This is a genomic window from Streptomyces sp. CS113 (assembly GCF_002188365.1).
Taxonomy (GTDB): domain Bacteria; phylum Actinomycetota; class Actinomycetes; order Streptomycetales; family Streptomycetaceae; genus Streptomyces; species Streptomyces tendae.
The window spans coordinates 5,693,346-5,712,583 of sequence record NZ_KZ195574.1; the positions used below are offsets into that span (position 1 = coordinate 5,693,346).

General features: G+C 72.7%; 15 protein-coding genes. 4 read left to right on the plus strand and 11 right to left on the minus strand.

All coding sequences use genetic code 11. From position 1 onward, the window contains the following. Positions 1 to 38: 38 nt before the first annotated feature. Positions 39 to 1,058 carry an aspartate-semialdehyde dehydrogenase gene (locus B9W62_RS25485; RefSeq protein WP_087809325.1) on the minus strand — a complete coding sequence of 340 codons (1,020 nt, stop codon included), beginning with the start codon at positions 1,056 to 1,058 and terminating at the stop codon, positions 39 to 41. 265 nt (positions 1,059 to 1,323) lie between these two features. Here B9W62_RS25485 and B9W62_RS25490 point away from each other — a divergent pair, with 265 nt between their 5' ends. Both B9W62_RS25490 and B9W62_RS25495 read left to right on the plus strand, forming a co-directional pair. Next, positions 1,324 to 1,860, plus strand: a complete 537-nt coding sequence (locus B9W62_RS25490) for an RNA polymerase sigma factor (RefSeq protein ID WP_087809326.1) — start codon at positions 1,324 to 1,326, stop codon at positions 1,858 to 1,860. Position 1,861: 1 nt separating this feature from the next. Further along, positions 1,862 to 2,605: a hypothetical protein gene (locus tag B9W62_RS25495; RefSeq protein ID WP_087809327.1), complete on the plus strand. Its 744-nt coding sequence runs from the start codon at positions 1,862 to 1,864 to the stop codon at positions 2,603 to 2,605. Between the two features lie 72 nt (positions 2,606 to 2,677). Here B9W62_RS25495 and B9W62_RS25500 read toward each other — a convergent pair whose 3' ends face one another. Further along, entirely contained in the window at positions 2,678 to 5,974 is a 3,297-nt protein-coding gene (locus B9W62_RS25500; RefSeq protein ID WP_087809328.1) for a S8 family serine peptidase, read from the minus strand. Between the two features lie 367 nt (positions 5,975 to 6,341). On the opposite strand from B9W62_RS25500, the gene B9W62_RS25505 reads away from it, so the two are divergent. Next, positions 6,342 to 7,481, plus strand: coding sequence for a serine hydrolase domain-containing protein (locus tag B9W62_RS25505; RefSeq protein ID WP_087809329.1), 1,140 nt, complete (start codon positions 6,342 to 6,344; stop codon positions 7,479 to 7,481). Positions 7,482 to 7,488: 7 nt separating this feature from the next. Here the strand turns inward: B9W62_RS25505 and B9W62_RS25510 are convergent, their stop codons facing one another. Beyond that, positions 7,489 to 8,559: a hypothetical protein gene (locus B9W62_RS25510; protein WP_179235660.1), complete on the minus strand. Its 1,071-nt coding sequence runs from the start codon at positions 8,557 to 8,559 to the stop codon at positions 7,489 to 7,491. 322 nt (positions 8,560 to 8,881) lie between these two features. Further along, entirely contained in the window at positions 8,882 to 11,464 is a 2,583-nt protein-coding gene (gene pepN, locus B9W62_RS25515) for an aminopeptidase N (RefSeq protein ID WP_179235661.1), read from the minus strand. Positions 11,465 to 11,641: 177 nt separating this feature from the next. Between pepN and B9W62_RS25520 the strand changes: the two genes are divergently transcribed. Next, on the plus strand, positions 11,642 to 12,280 hold the full coding sequence (locus B9W62_RS25520) for a DsbA family protein (RefSeq protein ID WP_179235662.1): 639 nt from the start codon (positions 11,642 to 11,644) through the stop codon (positions 12,278 to 12,280). A gap of 59 nt (positions 12,281 to 12,339) precedes the next feature. Here the strand turns inward: B9W62_RS25520 and B9W62_RS25525 are convergent, their stop codons facing one another. The 7 genes from B9W62_RS25525 to B9W62_RS25555 form a co-directional block, all read right to left on the minus strand. Next, positions 12,340 to 12,561, minus strand: a complete 222-nt coding sequence (locus B9W62_RS25525; RefSeq protein ID WP_087809332.1) for a hypothetical protein — start codon at positions 12,559 to 12,561, stop codon at positions 12,340 to 12,342. Positions 12,562 to 12,648: 87 nt separating this feature from the next. Continuing rightward, complete coding sequence (locus tag B9W62_RS25530) at positions 12,649 to 13,542, minus strand: TauD/TfdA dioxygenase family protein (protein WP_087809333.1); 894 nt, start codon at positions 13,540 to 13,542, stop codon at positions 12,649 to 12,651. Positions 13,543 to 13,556: 14 nt separating this feature from the next. Next, a complete protein-coding gene (locus B9W62_RS25535; protein ID WP_087809334.1) occupies positions 13,557 to 14,939 on the minus strand; it encodes an LLM class flavin-dependent oxidoreductase in 1,383 nt (460 codons plus the stop codon). After that, positions 14,939 to 15,670: an ABC transporter ATP-binding protein gene (locus tag B9W62_RS25540; RefSeq protein WP_087809335.1), complete on the minus strand. Its 732-nt coding sequence runs from the start codon at positions 15,668 to 15,670 to the stop codon at positions 14,939 to 14,941. The genes B9W62_RS25535 and B9W62_RS25540 overlap by 1 nt, the downstream gene beginning before the upstream one ends. Further along, a complete protein-coding gene (locus B9W62_RS25545; protein WP_087809336.1) occupies positions 15,646 to 16,497 on the minus strand; it encodes an ABC transporter permease in 852 nt (283 codons plus the stop codon). Before B9W62_RS25545 ends, B9W62_RS25540 begins: the two co-directional genes overlap by 25 nt. Then, positions 16,494 to 17,558 carry an ABC transporter substrate-binding protein gene (locus tag B9W62_RS25550; RefSeq protein WP_087809337.1) on the minus strand — a complete coding sequence of 355 codons (1,065 nt, stop codon included), beginning with the start codon at positions 17,556 to 17,558 and terminating at the stop codon, positions 16,494 to 16,496. The genes B9W62_RS25545 and B9W62_RS25550 overlap by 4 nt, the downstream gene beginning before the upstream one ends. A 297-nt stretch (positions 17,559 to 17,855) precedes the next feature. Beyond that, positions 17,856 to 19,052 (minus strand): ROK family protein, encoded by a 1,197-nt coding sequence (locus B9W62_RS25555; RefSeq protein ID WP_087809338.1) that lies wholly within the window; start codon positions 19,050 to 19,052, stop codon positions 17,856 to 17,858. Between the last annotated feature and the right edge of the window lie 186 nt (positions 19,053 to 19,238).

Consider the following 19,238-nt stretch of genomic DNA (forward strand, 5'->3'; position numbering starts at 1 on the left):
CCCGTACCGGGTGACCGCCCCCCCTGGGAAGCGGTGGACTACTTGGCGGACAGCTCCGCCGCCACCAGCTCCGCGATCTGCACCGCGTTCAGGGCCGCGCCCTTGCGCAGGTTGTCGTTGGAGACGAACAGGGCGAGGCCGTTGTCCACGGTCTCGTCCTGGCGGATCCGGCCCACGTACGACGGGTCCTGGCCGGCCGCCTCCAGCGGCGTCGGCACCTCGGTGAGCGCCACGCCGGGGGCGCCGGCCAGCAGCTCCTTGGCGCGCGCCACGCTGATCGGGCGGGCGAACCGGGCGTTGATCTGGAGGGAGTGGCCGCTGAAGACGGGCACGCGCACGCAGGTGCCGGACACCTTCAGCTCCGGGATCTCCAGGATCTTGCGGGACTCGTTGCGGAGCTTCTGCTCCTCGTCCGTCTCGTGCAGGCCGTCGTCGACGAGGGAGCCGGCCAGCGGCAGCACGTTGTACGCGATCGGCGCCACGTACTTGTCCGGCTTCGGGAACTCCACCGCCGAACCGTCGTGGGTCAGCTTGGGGGCGTCCGCGCCGACCTTCTGGACCTGCTCGAACAGCTCGTCCACGCCGGCCAGGCCGGAGCCGGACACCGCCTGGTAGGTGGCGACGACGAGGGCTTCGAGCCCCGCCTCCGCGTGCAGCGGGCGCAGCACCGGCATCGCGGCCATCGTGGTGCAGTTCGGGTTGGCGATGATGCCCTTGGGGCGGTCGGCGATCGCGTGCGGGTTCACCTCGGACACCACCAGGGGCACCTCGGGGTCGCGGCGCCAGGCGGAGGAGTTGTCGATCACGACGGGACCCTGCGAGGCGACCTTTTCGGCCAGCGCCTTGGAGGTCGCGCCGCCCGCCGAGAACAGCACGATGTCGAGCCCGGAGTAGTCGGCGGTGGCCGCGTCCTCCACCGTCACGCCGTCCAGCTCCTTGCCCGCGCTGCGCGCCGAGGCGAACAGGCGCAGCTCGGTGACCGGGAAGTCGCGCTCCGTGAGGATCCTGCGCATGACCGTGCCGACCTGACCGGTGGCTCCGACGATTCCGACCCTCACGGTGACTCCTTCTCCGTTCGTACGCGTGTCTTCACGCGCGCTTTGCTCGGCCGAGACTTTTCCATCATGGGGCGAAGCCCGGCCCGCCTGTCCAATCCTTTGCGCGATGTGCCCGCGCCTTGGGACGCCGAGGCTCGGTCCGCCCCTGCCCATCCCTTCCCGCCCCACACGACGATGTGACATACGCCTCGCGCCGAAAGGCGGCCGCCGGGGCGAACGTTTCGGGCTCCTCGCGCGTCCTAGGGGAAACGTGGCCGGGGGAGGAATGGCTTTGCTGCGCAGAAGGGCCCGCCGCGGCCAGGGGGACGACGTACGCGACGACCCCCTGGACGCGGCACAGGAACGCCGGGTGCGGGCGGTGCTCGCGCTGGGCGGGGTGCCGCAGGCGGACCTGCCGGACGGGGTGCAGCAGGTCCGCCTGCGGCTGCTGGAACGGACGGCCAGTGGCCGCGAGGCGCCCCGCGACGTGTCGGCCTGGGCGGCGGTCGTCGCCTCCAACCTGGCCATGGACTGGCACCGGGCCAGGCGCCGTCAGGACCGGCTCGGCGAACGGCTGGCCGCGCTGCGCCAGACGGAGCACCCCGGCGACGAGGACGCCAGCGTCCTGTCCCTCGCCGTCGCGCAGGGCCTGGACGAGCTGCCGGACGCCCAGCGCCAGGTCCTCGTCCTGCGCTTCTACGCCGACCTGCCGGTGCGCGGCATCGCCGAGGAGCTGGGCATCCCCGAGGGCACGGTCAAGAGCAGGCTGCACACGGCGGTACGGGCCCTGCGCGCCCGCCTGCACGAGGACGAGGTGGTGTGAGATGGCCGCCGAACAGCACCCCGGTGGGTACGACGACGGGTACGACGCGCTGATGGCCGCGATCACGGGCGAGCCGCTGCCGCCGGACGCGGGGGCGGACGCCCGGGGCGAGCACCGGTCGGCGACGGCCGACGTGGCGCTGCTGCGGGAGCAGCTGCACCTGCTCGGCGACGCCCTGGGCGAGCCCGTCCCGCAAGAGCGCCCGAAGGCGGCGGCACCACCGGCCCGGCGCCGCCGCCCCTTCCGCCTCGCCCTGGGCGTCCTCGCGGCGGCCTGCGCCGGGGTCGTCGTCACGGGCCTGGGCTGGCTGGTCGTGCAGAGCGGCAGCGGTGCCTCCGAGGACGCGGCGAGCAGCGCGGCCGACAAGTCCGCGGCGCGGCCGTCGAGCCCGGCCGCGGGCCAGGAGGCCGCCGTGGTCTTCGGCACCCCCCGCTACCTCGCCTGCGCCCGGCTGGTCGCCGAGGGCACGGTGACCGCCGCCGAACCGGTGCCGGGCACGGCGCGGCACCGGATCACCCTGCGCGTCACGCACGCCTACGCCCCCGGGGGGAGCACCGGACCGACGACGACGTTCGTCCTGGACGACGGCCTCGCCACCCTCGCCCCCGGCGACCGGGTGCTGGTCGGCGCCCTGCGGGACCGGCCCGCCGCGGACACGGTGATCACCGGCGAGCGGAACATCGCCACCGCCCGCGCCCGGATCACCGCCGTCCTCCCCGAGTCCCGCACCCTCACCTGCGACTGACCACCCGGGGCAGGCGAAAGGGGCGGGCGCCCGACCCGGCGCGCCCGCCCCCGCCGCCCGTACCGCACCGGACTACGGCACGACCTTGCCGATCCGTACGCTGCCGAGGCCCGCGACCGTGCCGCGGGCGTTGACCAGCTGGACCCGGCCGAAGAACTCGCGGCCCTCGGGGGCGGCGGCCAGCGCCGTGACGCTGCCGGAGACCGTGGCGGAGACGCCCGTGCCGAGCCTCACCGTCGCCGAGTCGTCCACCGTCACCGAGCCGAGGGTGGCGGCGAAGTACACGTCCCGGTAGTCGTACTCCGTGCTGCCCGAGGGCACCGAGTAGCCCGCGACCTCGACGGTGTACGTACCGGCGGCCGGCTTCGCGAGGGAGACCGACTCCTCCGAGTCGCCGTCGGCGGACTGGGCGACGACGGCGCCGTCCGCGCCGTAGACCGTCAGGTCCAGGTCGGCGGCCGCGTCGGAGACGCCCCCGATGGCGACGTCCAGCGACTCGGCGCCCTCGGGCACCTCGACCGTGGAGGTGGCCGTCTCACCCTGCTTGATCGTCGGGCGGGACGTCTCGGACGAGCCGAGCGGGCCGCCGACCAGCTTTCCGTCGAGCGGGGCGTACCGGTTGGTCACCGTCCAGGAGGCGTCGGCCGGGGCGCCGGCCTTGGCCTCGGGCACGGTCACGACCTCCGGGTCGAAGTCCGCGCCGAGCACGGTGACGTCCAGCTCGTAGGGGTTGTCGAGCAGCGGCGAGGTGCGCCGGGCCTCGACCTCGACCTCCCAGACGCCGGGCTGCGGGTCGGCGTACGCGCGCACGTCGGGGCGGCAGCCGTTGCCGTCGAGGTAGTTGTTGTAGCAGTACGGCGTCGAGGTGTTGTCGGACGGGACGCCGTACGGGTGGATGGAGATGAACCGGGTCTGGCTCCCGGTCTCGAGCCCGCCGATCGCCACCTCCAGCGCCTTCGCGCCCTCGGGGACGGTCACGAAGTACGACGTGGTGTCGTTGCGCTGCACCGAGCTCTTCGCGGAGAAGTCGTACGTCAGCGGGGCGGAGACGACGACCGTGGTCAGGACCTGCTTGTCGACGCCCTGGGTGCGCGGGTCGTCGACCTCCAGGATCGCGCTCTTGAGACCGGCGGAACCGGGCCGCGCCTCGACCTCGACGGTGACCGGCCGGTTCAGCGGCAGGTACACCTCGTCCCGTCCGGCGATCCGGAAGGTGTGCCCCGCGTTGTTCTCGAAGTCCAGCTCGTGCCGGACCGGCCGGTCGGCGCCGGTGGTGCGGGTGAGCGTGATCTCGTACGTCTTCTTCTGCCCGGCCTTCAGGCCGCCCTCGCGGTCGTAGAGGCCGGTGCCGTAGCCCGGGGTCTCGAGGAACTGGTCGATCGCGGTGTCGACCGGCGCCTTCACCGTGTACTCGTGGGCGCTCGCACCGCGCCGGATCGACTTCCAGGCGTCGGGGATGTTGATGAGACCCGCGCCCTCCTCGTACGCCTGCACGCCCTTGATGTGGTCGGCGGTGGAGGTCAGCGCCGTGCGCAGCTTCGCCGGGGTGAGGTCGACGCGGGCCTGCTTCGCCGCCGACAGCAGCAGCGCCGAGGCGCCCGCGGCCTGCGGGGAGGCCATCGAGGTGCCCTGGAGCATGCCGTAACCGGCGGGCAGGTCGTAGCCCGCCTCGGGGACCGGGGCGCCGGGCAGCCAGGTCTGGATGGAGTTGACCGCGGCGCCGGGCGCGGTCAGCGTCGGCGCGAAGCCGCCGTCCTCACGCGGGCCGCGCGAGGAGAACGGCATCATCTGGTACTTGGTCCGCACCGCGGAGCCGTAGTCGGCGGCCCAGGTCTCGCGGGAGATGGAGGCGCCGACCGAGATCACCTTGTCGGCGAGGCCGGGGTCGCCGATGGTGTTGGCGCCGGGGCCGTCGTTGCCCGCGGAGATGACCAGCTGCACGCCGTAGGTGTCGATGAGGCGGGTGTACAGCTCGGAGCGGGCGTTGTTGCCGTCGTTGAGGGCGGGCAGGCCGCCGATCGACATGTTGACGATGTCGACGCCGCGGTTGACGACGAGGTCGATCATGCCCTCGGTCAGCGCGACGTTGGTGCAGCCGCCGCTCCAGGTGCAGGCGCGGGACGACACGATCTGCGCGCCGGGTGCGGCACCGTCCATGCGGCCGCCGAACAGCCCGTTGGCGGCGGCGAGCCCGGCGACGTGCGTGCCGTGCTCGGACTCGATGACGCCTATGTTGACGAAGTCCGCCTTGGCGCCGGCGGAGTCGTAGACGACGTCCTTGCGGACCTCGACCACGAAGGGCTGGCGCTCGGCCACGTCCGTCTTCGGGTCGTCGGTGCCGAAGTACCCGACCTGGAAGCCGTCCTTGTAGGGCTTCATCGGGGTGTCGTCGGAGAAGTCGTGGTTGTTGTTCAGGTCGACGCGGACCGTGCCGGCCTTCGCGTCGTACAGGACGCCCCAGGAGTCGGTGGTGTCGCCGTCCCGGTTGGCGTCGCCCTTGGCGTCACCGCCGGTGGTGTACGACTCCAGGAAGGTGCTGACCCGGTACGCGCCCGCGGGCGCCGTCCAGGTCTGCCCGCCGAAGGTGAAGGTGGGCCCGGAGACCGAGGTGGTCATCGGGCGCCAGGTGCGGTCGCCGTCGACGACCGGGTCGGTGGCGGTGACCCAGTCGACGATCTTGCGCTCGCCGGTGGTGGTCTTCCGCAGCGCCGGGTGGCCGAGGTCGACGCCGGAGTCGAGGATGCCGATGGTGACGCCGCGGCCGTCCGACTTCGGGTTCTTCTCCACGAAGTCGACGGCGCCCGTCTCGAAGGACGGGTTGTACGGGTTCTTCGCCGGGGTCCGGCGGTTCGGCGCCGGGTAGGAACGGCCCTGGTGCGCGGCGCCCTTCGCCATGTCGGCGCTCGGCGTCGGGTCGTCCAGCGGAATCTCGTCGCGCAGGTCGATGCCGTGCACGGAGGAGAGCTTCGCGGCGGCCGCGATCGCCGAGTCCGCCTTGGCGGTGGGGACGGTGGCGCGTACGTAGCCCAGCTCGTCGTAGGTGCGGCCGACGGTGCCGCCGGCGACCCCGTCCAGCTCCTTCGCCACCTGCTCGGTCCGGCCCGGGGCGGTGGCGACCATCATCGTGACGTTCTTCTCGCCGTCGGCCTTCGCCTCGGCGAGCAGGTCCGCGTCGTCGGAACCGAGCTTGTCGTGGGCGGACTTGACCGAGGCGTCGACGGGAGGCGCGGTCGTCGCGGGACCGTCGGCGGCGAGTGCCGCGGGCACCGGCCCGACCGCGGCGAGCGCGGCGGCGAGGCCCGTGGCCACGGCCAGGCGGGCCGCGCGTCTCGCGCCCGGTATCGGTTCGCGCTGGGGGCTGTTGGTCATCGGCATCCCTTGGGGTGAAGGAACGAGCGGTACGGCCAAGCCCGATCGGCCTTGGCCGAGACAGTCCGGAATCCGATCCCGGACGACCGCTCAGCTTTACTCAAGGGATCACTGATTGGGGAGAGTTGTCCGGGGCGGGACGAAGGCATGGCGTACTTCCGCCATACGTCATCGGGGACACAAGGGGCGGCCCCGGACAATCCCGGGGACCCCGCGGTGCCGCCCGCCCGGCACCCCACGACACCGCACGGCACCGGTGCGGGTGAAAAGGGGCCGAATCACGTTCAACCGTCCCGGACCACGGCAACCCTCTTGCGGTCGGTGCGGTCTCTCCCGGGACCGAGCAGTACCGAGGATGGGGGAAGACATGACCGTACGTGTACGAGCCGCCCTGCTCGCGGCCACCGCCGTGGCCCTGTCGGCGGCCGTCGCGGGGCCCGCCGCGGCCGCGCCCGCCGCCACCGGCGGCCACGACGCGACCCGCCGGGCCCTCCAGGCCGCCGTCGAGGACGGCGTGCCCGGCGTCACGGCGACCGCCCGCGACCGCCGCGGCACCTGGTCCGCGACCGCCGGAGTGGGCGATCTGCGCACCGGCCAGCCGCGCTCCGAGCAGGACCGCTACCGGGTCGGCAGCATCACCAAGACCTTCGTCGCCACCGTGCTGCTCCAACTGGAGGCCGAGGGACGGCTCTCCCTCGACGACACGGTGGACCAGTGGCTGCCGGGCGTGGTCACGGGCCACGGCCACGACGGCGCCCGGATCACCCTGCGCCAGCTCCTCAACCACACCAGCGGCGTCTACAACTACACGGAGGACGAGGGATTCGCCCGCGACCACTTCCTCAAGGACGGCTTCTTCGAGCACCGCTACGACACGGTGACCCCGCGCGAACTGGTCGCCATCGCCACGGCCCACGCACCGTACTTCGCGCCCGGCACCTCCTGGACCTACTCCAACACCAACTACGTCCTGGCCGGCCTGGTGATCGAAGAGGCCACCGGCCGCCCGTACGGCGAGGAGGTGCGCCGCCGGATCATCGAGCCGCTGGACCTGCGCGCCACCTCCTTCCCCGGCACCCGCACCGGCCTGCCCCGCCCCAGCAGCCGCGCCTACTCCAAGCTGGCCGCCACCGCGACCGGTCCGGCGTACGACGTCACGCGGCTCAACCCGTCCATCGCCGGCGCGTCGGGCGAGGCCGTCTCCAGCTCGGCCGATCTGAACCGCTTCTACACCGCCCTGTTCCGCGGCAGGCTGCTGCCCGCCGGGCAGCTGGCCGAGATGACGGACACCGTCCCCGCGATGGACGGCGCCGAGTACGGCCTCGGCCTGATCAAGCGGGAGCTCGACTGCGGGGTGACGGTCTGGGGGCACGCCGGCGGCATCCACGGCTCCTCCTCGGAGGCGGTGACGACCCGGGACGGCCGGCACGCGCTCGCCTTCAACTTCAACGGCGACTGGTCCGGCGACGGCGAGGCCGTGATCGAGGCCGAGTTCTGCACCGAGTGACCGTGATCTAGCGGGGCAGCACCACGACGTACGCCGCGGGCTCCCGGTCCCCGGCCGCCATCAGCGCCGTGCGCACGACGGTCGCCTGGTGGTCCGGGCAGTCCCGCAGCTTGCGCGGGGTGACGTGCACGACGGTGATCCCCAGCCGCTCCAAGTGCTCGCGCTTGCGCGCGTGCTCCGCCCAGACGGCGTCGTCCTCCTGCTGCCGGTGCGCCCGCGTGTCCAGCTCCAGCGCCACCGCGTGCTCGGGCCAGAAGGCGTCCACGCCGCCCAGGTGGGGGCCGCCGGGCAGCCGCAGGTCGACGTTCCAGACCGGTTCGGGCAGGCCGTGCTCGCGCACCATCCGGTACAACCGCTGCTCGGCCAGCGCCCGCCCCTCGGCGACCAGCGAGTCCACGGCGTCCACCACGTGCGGGCGGCTGAGCAGCCGGGCCCGGTTCAGCTCCCGTACCACCGCGGCCGGTTCGCAGTGCCCGCCGCGCACCGCCTCCGTCAGCAGCCGGCGGACCGTGGCCGGGTCGGTCAGCTCGGCCACCGCGTCCGCCAGGGCCCGCGCCACCGGCGCCACCGGAACCCCGGTCACCTCGACGGCGGTCGGCAGGGCGGCCGTGCGGACGATGCGCGCACACCCCGTCGTGCGCAGCCGGCGCAGCCGCGGGACCAGGACGTCGATCAGGTCCAGGGACGACAGCGGGGGAGCGGCGGAGAAGCCGTGCAGCGTCAGCGCGGCCAGGCCGGTGATCATCGCCTCCGCGTACGCGGGCATCGGCGGCTGCTCCCCGCCCGGCTGGACCGGCACCGAGGCGGTCACGCCGGATGCCGTGCCGCAGGTGCGGTCCCGTGCCGCGTAGAGCAGGACCGCGTGCAGCCGCTCGTCACTGGTCGGTGGGCCGGGGTGCAGCAGGACGACGTTCGGCAGGAGCTGCTGCCAGGGGCCGCCGGGCCGGCACTGCTCGCCGGCCTGGGCGGCGGTGACACCGTGCGCCCGCAGCTGGGCGGACGTCATCAGCCGACGCCGGCCGTCGGCCAGTTCGTGGAGCGGGCGGGGGCGGGGGGAGAGCGGGGTGTTGTGCGTCATGACCGGCAATTTCCCGCGCCCGATCCGCCCCTTAACCCCTGTTACACGCCCATCGCCGAACCGGGACAAGGCCGGACTAAAGGACGGGTGTTCGGATGCCGAAACCCCTGGTCCGAAAGGGTGGGACCAGGGGTTACGGCTGCTATTGCCCGGATTCCGTAACGACGACGGAACGCTCAATCATTGGCCAGGATTTTCGGCGAAGGGCAGAGCAACGCCCCTGAGGGGCGCGGGGCCGTATCGATGTGCGGCTCCGCCGCGCGGGCGCGACAAGCCGCAACGCACCCGCACCCGCACCCGACGAACAACCGAGCCCGACAACTCACCGACCGTCGGAGGCCGCGTCACAAGCCTGCGCCCGCAAAGCCCGCGCCAGGTCGTCCCGCGCCTCCAGCACCAGCCGGCGCAGCGCCGGCGCCGCGTCCGCGTGCGCCGCCAGCCACGCGTCGGTCGCGTCCAGCGTGTCCCGGGAGTCCCGCAGCGACGGGAACAGGCCCCGGACCACGTCCATCCCGATCTGGATGGACCGCTCGGCCCACACCCGCTCGATCGCCGCGAAGTACTTCTCGCCGTACGGCGCGAGCAGCTCCCGCTGCGAGGGCTGCCCGAAGCCGGCGATGGTCGCCTCCACCAGCGCGTTCGACAGCGCGTCGGACTCCACGACCTGCGCCCACGCCTGCGCCTTCACCGCGGCCGACGGACGCGAGGCCAGGCAGCGCACCTGGTGCCGCTTGCCGGAGGCCGTGTCGTCGCGGGCCAGCTCGGCGGCCAGGACGCCCTCGTCGGCCTTGCCGTGGGCCGCCAGCGGGGCGAGGAAGACCCAGCGCAGCTCCTGGTCCACGTCCAGGCCGTCGATCTTCTCGGTGCCCTCCAGCAGCCCCCGGAGCAGCGCCAGGTCCGCCTCCTCGGACGCCACCGACGCGAAGAACCGCGCCCACGCCAGCTGCTGCTCGCTGCCCGGCGCCGCGTCCCGCAGCTCGCGCAGCGCGCCCTCGCCGAGCAGCCGCCCGCCGGTCTCCCGCCAGTCGGGCGCGGCGTAGTGCACCAGCGCCGAGCCGGTCCAGGCGTGCAGCATTTGCAGGACGCCGATGTCGGACTCGCGCCCGGCGAACCGCAGCACCAGCTCCGCGAAGTCCCGGGTGGGCAGCAGCGCGTCCCGCGTCATGTTCCACAGCGCCGACCAGCACAGGGCACGGGCCAGCGGGTCGGTCAGGGCACCCAGGTGCTCGCGCAGCGTCGCCAGCGAGGTGGCGTCGAACCGCGTCTTGCAGTACGTGAGGTCGTCGTCGTTGACCAGGACCAGCTCGGGCGCCTCGGCACCGGCCAGCTCCGCCACCACCGTGCGCGGGCCCTCGACGTCCACCTCGGCGCGCGCGTACCGCTCAAGCGCGCCCTCGGCCGTGCGCCGGTACAGGCCCACCGCGACGCGGTGCGGGCGCAGTTCGGGGTGCGATTCCGCGGCCTCCTGCACGACCGCCAGCTCGTCGACCGTGCCCGTCGCGCTCAGCAGCACCTGCGGCGTCAGCGAGTTGAGGCCGGCCGTCTGGAGCCAGGAGCGCGACCAGGCCGCCATGTCCCGGCCGCTGGTCTCCTCCAGGACCGACAGCAGATCACCCAGCCGGGTGTTGCCGTACGCGTGCCGCTTGAAGTAGCGCCGGGCGCCCTCCATGAAGGCGTCCTGCCCGACGTACGCCACCAGCTGCTTGAGCACGGAGGCGCCCTTGGCGTAGGTGATGCCGTCGAAGTTGAGCTTGGCGTCCTCCAGGTCACGGATGTCGGCCGTGATCGGGTGGGTGGAGGGGAGCTGGTCGGCGCGGTAGGCCCAGGCCTTGCGGCGGTTGGCGAAGGTGATCCAGGCGTCCTTGAAGCGGGTCGCGCCGACGTTCGCGAACGCGCCCATGAAGTCGGCGAAGGACTCCTTCAGCCACAGGTCGTCCCACCACTCCATGGTGACCAGGTCGCCGAACCACATGTGCGCCATCTCGTGCAGGATCGTGTTGGCGCGGCCCTCGTACGACGCCCGCGTCACCTTCCCGCGGAAGATGTACTCCTCCCGGAACGTCACCATCCCCGGGTTCTCCATCGCGCCGAGGTTGTACTCGGGCACGAACGCCTGGTCGTACTTCCCGAAGGGGTACGGGTAGTCGAAGTGGTCGTGGAAGAAGTCCAGCCCCTGCTTGGTGATCAGGAAGACGTCGTCCGCGTCGAAGTGCGGCGCCAGACCCTTGCGGCACAGGGCGCCGAGCGGGATCTCCAGCCGGGTGCCGTCCTCGAAGACGCGCTCGTAGGAGTCGGTCACGTAGTGGTACGGACCGGCCACGACACAGGTGATGTACGTCGAGATCGGCTTCGTCTCCGCGAACCGCCACACACTGTCGGCACGCTCACCCGCGCCGTTGGACCACACCGTCCACTCCTCGGGCGCGCGCACCTCGAAGCGGAAGGGCGCCTTGAGGTCCGGCTGCTCGAAGTTGGCGAAGACCCGGCGCGAGTCGGCCGGCTCGTACTGGGTGTACAGGTACACCTCGCCGTCCTCCGGGTCGACGAAGCGGTGCAGTCCCTCGCCGGTGCGGGAGTACGCGCACTGGGCGTCGACCACCAGCTCGTTGTCGGCGGCCAGGTCCTCCAGGGCGATCCGGGCACCGTCGAAGACCTCGCTCGGGTCGAGGTCGCGGCCGTTCAGGCTGACGGCGGTGACGCTCGGCGCGACCAGGTCGGCGAAGCTGCTCGCGCCGGGCTCGTTGCAGCGGAAGCGGATCGTGGTGACGGACCGGAACGTGCGCGGCCCCTCGCCCTGCGCGGCACCGACGGCCGAGCGCACGTCGAGGGACACCTCGTACCCGTCGACGGACAGCAGGGCGGCCCGCTCCCGGGCCTCGTCGCGGGACAGATTCTCACCGGGCACGGGCGGCACTCCCTCGGATGGTGTTCGGTATCGGTATACGTGGTGTCACGTGGTGTTCAGTATGCGGACAGCACCGATCCTGCCATGCGCCCCTGACGCACGGCAGCCGGGAATGAGTGGACCGGACGGCCGGTTGCCCGGAGAAACGCCCGTCCGCACCGCCTCATGAGGAGAGACATGTCGGAGAAGACGCCCGTCGACTTCTGGTTCGACCCCCTGTGCCCCTGGGCCTGGATGACCTCGCGCTGGGTCCTGGAGGTGGAGAAGGTCCGGGACATCGAGGTCCACTGGCACCTGATGAGCCTCGCCGTCCTCAACGAGGACAAGCTCGACGAGCTGCCCGCGGAGTACCGCGAGATGCTGGAGGTCAAGGCCTGGGGCCCGGTCCGCGTCGTCATCGCGGCCCAGCAGGAGCACGGCCGCGAGGTCCTCGGCGACCTCTACACGGCGCTCGGCACCCGCATCCACAACCGGGAGGAGGGCCCCGGCCGGGACACCGTCGCCGCGGCCCTGAAGGACGTCGGCCTGCCCGAGTCCCTCATGGACCACTGGGACGACACCCCCTACGAGCCCCAGCTGCGCGCCTCCCACAAGGAGGGCATCGACAAGGTCGGCCAGGAGGTCGGCACCCCGGTCATCGCCGTGCCCGGCGCCGACGGCGAGCAGCTCGCCTTCTTCGGCCCGGTCGTCACCCCCGCCCCCAAGGGCGAGGACGCCGCCAAGCTCTGGGACGGCACCCTGGCCGTGGCCTCCGTGCCGGGCTTCTACGAGATCAAGCGCACCCGCACCAAGGGCCCGGACTTCAGCAACCTCTGAGCAGGACACGCGTCTCCCCGCGCCCCCTCCTCGGGGACGCGGGGAAACGGGGCGGGCGGTCAGTCCTCCTCGGGCAGCGTCGCGCCGACCCACCACCGGTCCTTGCGCTGGATCCGGCGGCAGCCGTTGTACGTACAGCGGTGGTAGGCCTTGGCGACGAAGACCTCCCCGGCCGGCAGCTCGCCGAGCGCCCGCCGCGCCGCCGCCTTCTCCTCGTCCCCCTCCAGGTCGCGGAACTCGTGCATCGTGTCGCCGCAGTTCGGACACCGTACGTACGCCATGAGCGCCTCCTCGGGTGAGCGGTGGGTCACTTCCCCCGGAGGAGGCGCTCTACCCCTGCGCCCACAGGGGCCGGGTCCGGGCCGCCGTTACGCGGCGACCGGGGTGTAGTGCGAGGCGTCGCCCTCGATCGACCAGCTCTCCTTGCCCTCGATGCCCACCGGCACGGGACCGGCCAGCGTCACCCGGTGCAGCCGGCGCGGCCGGCCGTCGTAGTTGTCGACGGCGTAGTGCTGGGTGATGCGGTTGTCGAACAGCACCAGCTGGTTCTCCGACCAGCGGTGCCGCAGCACGTTCTCCGGGCGGGTGACGTAGGACTGGAGCAGTTCGAGCAGCTTGCGCGACTCGCCCACCGACAGGCCCACGATCCGCTGCGCGAACCCGCCGATGAACAGTCCGCGCTCGCCGGTCAGCGGGTGGACCCGCACCACCGGGTGGGCCGTGCGGTACGTGATCGAGGTGAACCGGGACCGGTGCGCGGCCTTCTCCGCGTCGATGTCCTCGTCCGCGACCGCGTAGTCGTAGTCGTTGGTGTGCTCCGCCCACAGGCCGTCGGCCAGCCGCCGCAGCGGCTCGGGCAGGTCGCGGTAGGCGCCCGCCGAGGACGCGATCAGCGTCTCGCCGCCGTACGGCGGGACCGTCAGGCTGCGCAGCGAGGTCGCCTGCGGCGGGTTGAGGACGAAGGTGACGTCGGTGTGCCAGTGGTTGGCCCGGCCCCGCTCGCTGTCGACCGGCAGCACGTTCGGCGCGCCGTCCACGGCGCCGACGGTCGGGTGGGCGGTGGTGAGCTCCCCGAAGGCGCGCACGAACGCCTGCTGGCCCTCGTCGTCGAGGTCCACGTCGTCGAAGACCAGCGCCTTGTGCTCGGCGAGGGCGGCCCCCAGCGCGGTGACGGTGGCCGCGTCCAGCGGCCGGGCGATGTCGACGCCGGACACCTTGGCGCCGATACGGGAGGTGATCCTGGTGATCCGCGGATCGCTCATGGCGGGTTCCTCTCTCAGATGCGGGTGAGTGCGCCCGGCGCCCCGGCCGTGGCCGGGCCGGGGACGTCGGCGACGTCGCTGACGTACTGGTTGCGGGGCCGGGGCAGGCCGTAGCGCTCGCGCAGGGTCTGCCGGGGTCCGTACGCGGTGCGCAGCAGGCCGCGCTCGCGCAGGATCGGGACGACGTGGTCCACGAAGGTCTCCAGGCCCGAGGGCAGCACCGGCGGCATGATGTTGAAGCCGTCGGCCGCGCCGCGCGTGAACCACGCCTCGATCCGGTCGGCCACCTGCTCCGGCGTCCCGGTGAAGGTCTGGTGACCGCGCCCGCCGCCGAGCCGTCCGATCAGCTGCCGCACGGTCAGGCGCTCGCGCCGGGCCAGCTCCACGATCAGCGTGTAGCGGCTCTTGGCGCCCTCGACGGCGCTCTCCGGCGGCAGGTCGTCCGGCAGCGGACCGTCCAGGTCCAGGGTGCCGGGCTCCAGCCGCAGCAGGTCCTCCAGGCGCCGTACGCCGTGCGCGGGCACGATGTGGTCGTCCAGGACCTGCTCCGCGGCGCGTGCCTCCGCCTCGGTGGACCCGATCACCGGCACGATGCCCGGCAGCACCTTGAGGTGGCCGGGGTCGCGCCCCGCGAGCCGGGTGCGGGACTTGATGTCGGCGTAGAAGGCCTGCGCGTCCCCGAGCGTCTGCTGCGCGGTGAACACCGCCTCCGCGTACCGGGCCGCGAAGACCTTGCCGTCCGTGGAGGACCCGGCCTGCACCAGCAACGGGTAGCCCTGCGGGGTGCGGGGCACGTTGAGCGCGCCCTCGACGCCGAAGTACGTCCCCTTGTGGCGCGGCGGGTGGATGCGGGCGTCGTCGCCCCACACACCGGCCGCCTTGTCGGCGAGGACCGCGTCGTCCTCCCAGCTGTCCCACAGCTTCAGCGCCACGTCCAGGAACTCGGCGGCGCGTGCGTAGCGTTCGGCGTGCGCGGGCTCGGCGTCCAGACCGAAGTTGCGGGCCGCCTCGGCCCCCGCGGTGGTGACGATGTTCCAGCCCGCCCGGCCGCCGCTGACGATGTCCAGCGAGGCGAACCTGCGGGCCAGGTTGTAGGGCGAGTTGTAGGACGTGGACGCCGTGGCGATCAGCCCGATGTGCTCGGTCGCCGTGGCCAGCGCGGTCAGCAGGGTGAGCGGTTCCAGCGCGCCGGCGGGCCGCTGCGCCAGGTTGTTCCACAGCTGCGGGCCGTCGGCCAGGAACAGCGAGTCGAACGTGCCCCGTTCGGCGGTCCGGGCCAGGTCCACGTAGTGCGCGAGGCTCACATGGGCGTACGGGTCGCTCTCCGGCAGCCGCCACGACGCCTCGTGGTGTCCGGTGTTCATCAGGAACGCGTTCAGGTGCAGGCGGCGGGTCATCAGTGGTCCTCCGTCACGCCGAGGGCGGCCAGCAGCCGCTCCCGGTACTCGCCCAGCTTCGGCTCCCGGTAGGAGCGCGGATGGGGGCGGTCGATGGTCAGGTCGAGGCCGATACGGCCGTTCTCCAGCACCAGCACCCGGTCGGCGAGCACGATCGCCTCGTCGACGTCGTGGGTGACCAGCAGCACCGTGGGCCGGTGGCGCTTCCACAGCTCCCGCAGCAGGGTGTGCATCCTGATCCGGGTCAGGGCGTCGAGCGCGCCGAACGGCTCGTCGGCGAGGAGCAGCTGCGGCTCCCGCACCAGGGCCCGGGCCAGCGCCGCCCGCTGCGCCTCGCCGCCGGACAGCTCCCCGGGCCAGGCCCGTTCGCGTCCCGCGAGACCCACCTCGGCCAGGGCGGCCCGGCCGCGCTCGGCGGCCTTGCCGCCCTCCGCGCCGAGCAGCACGTTGTCCAGCACCCGGGACCAGGGCAGCAGCCGGGAGTCCTGGAAGACCACCGACACCCGCTCCGGCGCGGACAGCCGCCCTTCGCCCTCGACGCCATGGTCCAGTCCGGCCACGGCCCGCAGCAGCGTGCTCTTGCCGGACCCGCTGTGCCCCAGCAGCGCGGTGAACTGGCCGGCGGGCAGGTCGAGATCGATGCCGTCGAGCACCGTACGGCCCTTGAACGACCTGGTCAGCCCGTGCAGCCGGACGGCCGGACGGGTCAGCCGCTCAGTGTGCGTCGCCACGACAGCACCCTCCGCTCGATCAGACGGACCACGCTGTCGGAGACCAGACCGAAGACCCCGTAGATCAGCAGACCGACGAGGATCACGTCCGTCTGGCCGTAGTTCTGGGCCTGGAACATCAGGTAGCCGAGACCGCTGGTGGCGTTGATCTGTTCCAGCACCACCAGGCCCAGCCAGGAGCCGGTGACACTGAGCCGGAGTCCCACGAAGAAGCCGGGCAGCGAGCCGGGGATGACCACCTGGCGGATGAACCGCAGCCGGGACAGCCCCTGCACCTCGGCCAGTTCGACGTAGCGGCTGTCGATGCCGGACAGCGCGGCGTGCGTGTTCAGGTACATCGGGATGTACACGACGATCGCGATGATGGCGATCTTGAAGGTCTCCCCGATGCCCAGCCACAGGATGAACAGCGGGATCAGGCCCAGCGTCGGAACGGCCCGGTTGAGCTGCACCGTCCCGTCGATCAGGGCGTCGCCCACCCGGCTGAGCCCGGCGGCCAGCGCCAGCAGCACCCCGGCGCCCAGCCCGATCGAGAACCCGATCGCCGCCCGGCGCAGCGAGGTGACGACGTCGGTGGCGAGCGTCCCGTCCGACCACAGCCGGCCGGCCGTCTCCGCCACCGTCCAGGGCGCCGGGATCGCGCCGGGGTCCAGCGTGCCGGCGGCGGACGCGGCCGTCCACAGGACGACCACCAGCAGCGGTCCGGCGAGCCGGGCGGCCGGCCACCGCTTCCCGGGCGAGAGGCGGCGGCGCCTGCGCACCTGGTGGGCGTCCTCGGCGACGGTGACCGCGCTCTCGGCGGTCGCGAGGGTGGTCACGGCGCTCACCTCCGGTACTCCGCCGTCGCGGCCCGTGCCGCGATGGCCTCGAAGCGACGGTCGAAGAGCGGCGTCACGTCGAACTCCTTCACGAAGCCGCCCTCCGCCAGCAGGTCCGCCGTCTCCTGCTCCCACGCGATCGCCTCGTCCCAGCTGGGCGAGAACAGCGGCTTGTTGGCCAGGTCGGTGACGGCCCGCGCCTGCGCGAGGGTCAGGTTCTGCGTCTTGACGTAGTACTCCTCGTTCCACCGGTCCGGGTGCTCCCACGTCCAGACGAGGCCCTTGACCCACTGCGGGATGTAGGCGGCGACGGCGGCGGCCTTCGCGCGGTCGTTCAGTACGGACTGCGGTGCCCACAGCAGGCTGAGCAGGTCGACCACGTCGGTCTCGATGGTGTGCGCGCCCTTGGACCCGTACTGGTTCAGATAGGCGGGGGCCTGGCTGTTGGCGAGCGGGGCGATGTCCACCTGCCCGGACTGGAGCGCGGTCAGGAACTGGTTGCTGGTCAGCGGCACCAGCTCCACCTGGTCGTAGGCGAGCCCGGCCTTCTTGAGCGCCCGCAGCAGCACGACGCCCTGCGCCTGCCCCTGGGAGAAGGCCAGTTTCCGGCCTTCGAAATCCGCCAGGGTGCGGATGTCGCTGCCGGGCTTCGTGGCGAACAGGTAGTTCGGTCTACGAGTGACGTTGACCGCGACGATCTTCGCCTGGAAACCCTGGTAGTAGGCCTGGATCGGCGGAATTCCCGCGTTGTTGGCGAGGTCCAGGGAGTTCGCCCGGAAGGCGTTGATGACATCGGGGCCCGCACCGATGTTCAGCCAGTCCGACACCTCGAACGGGACCTTCAGCCCGGCCAGTTCGAACTGGATCTGCTGGGTGTTCTGATAGGAGGCGATCTTCAGGCTGGTGCCCTCGGGCACCTTGTCGGCGAGCGGAGCGGTGGAGGCGCCCTTCGTCTCGGCGGCGGCACTGCCGCCGGCGCAGCCGCCGAGCCCGGCGACGGCGGCCGAGGCGCCGATCAGCGAGGTGAGGAAGTGGCGGCGGTCGAGGCCTGGGGCAGGCGGAGGGGGCATGGGAGGACTCCCTGATTCATACGGAGATTCATACGGAGATTCATACGGAGATTCATACGGGGATTCATGCGGGGATTCATGCGGGCGGGGCACGGCGGCAGCCGGGAAGACGGAAACGGCACAGCGAGGTGGTGCCGGGCAGTGCGGCATGCGGAATTCCGGCGACGGAAAAGGGAATTCACGCAGTGAGATACGCGCTCCGGGCGCGCCGGGGCGTCAGCAACAGAGGGTGCGACAGCTCATGGGGTGAATGCTTCCGGTCTTCGGTGATCCGTGTCAACATTCCGCGTCTCTGAATTAATTGGCCTCAGGTGAAGCGCCCAGCGGATCCCGGTACAGCACGTCCAGAACGACCGAGCCACCGGCGACGGCCAGCACGGAATCGGGAAAACTCGTCGGGAAGACGTCCGCCGCGCGCTCCGTGCCGACCGCCTCCCGCAACGCGGCCAGGCAGTCCTCCCGGTGCATGGCGCCGATCTCGGTCACCACCACCGTCTCCGGGTTGAGGACGTCCGCCAGCAGCCCCGCCGCCCGCCCGGTGGCCCGCGACCGCTCCAGCAGCAGCGCGGTGGCCACCGGGTCGCCCGCGTTCGCCGCGGCGAGCACGTGCCGCGGATTGGCCCCGTCGGTGATCCCGGCCGCGCGGGCCCGGCGGCACAGGGTCCGCTCGCCCAGCTCCGCCTGGAGGCAGCCGGTGCCGCCGCACGCGCACGGCTCGTCGCCGCCCGGCACCGGCAGGTGCGCGATCGTGCCCGCCTGCGACCGCGGCCCGTGGTGCACCTCGTCGTGGGTGGCGAACGCCGCGTCCACCACGTTGCCGACGAAGAGGTGCAGCACGCTCCCGCTGCCCCGGGCCCGACCGAAGAGCCGCTCGCCGTTGACCAACGCCCGTGCGTGGCCGTCGGCATGGACCGGAAGCCCGGTGCGCGTGCCGAGCATCTCCCGCACCGGCACGTCCCGCCAGCCCAGCAGCCCGTGCTCCACGATCACGCCGGAGTCCCGGTCGACCCAGCCGCCGGCCGCCACCCCCACCCCGAGCGGACGGACGTCCCGGACCTCGGCCAGCAGCGCCGTCAGGGCCCGCGCCGCGCGGTCCAGCACCCACGACGGGTCGGTCCGCTCGTGCCTCAGTTCCCGCTGCCGCACCACCCGGCCGCGCAGATCGAGCAGCGCGACCGTGGTGTAGGGGACGGCCACGTGCACCCCGCCGACCACGAACCGCGAGTCGTCGAGGTCCAGGGGCACGTGCGGACGGCCCGCCCCCTTCGTCCGCCGGGGCGGCTCGGCCTCGCGGACCAGTCCGAGCCGGGTGAAGTGCGCGCAGTAGTCCGTCACGGACGCCGGGGACAGCCCGGTCAGCCGGGCGATGGTGCTGCGCGCCACCGGCCCGTGCTCCAGCACGGAGCGCAGGACGACGCCGGCGGTGGCCCGCCGGCCGCGGTCGGTGCCGCGCGGCAGGGGGGAAGCGGCCAGGGGTGCCGCGGTACGGGGCATGGGGGGGGGTCTCCTCCGGAACGGTCCGACACTGCGCCGTCTGGACGGACGGAGGCGCGCCGGTTCCACCCCGCCCGCCTCACGGATCCGCTGACTCGTGCGACGGGTGCACCCGGGTGTGGTGCCCCGTCAGCTCACGCGAGGACGGCGACAGGTGGCGGTGCCCTGGCGTCGCAGGTCGACATA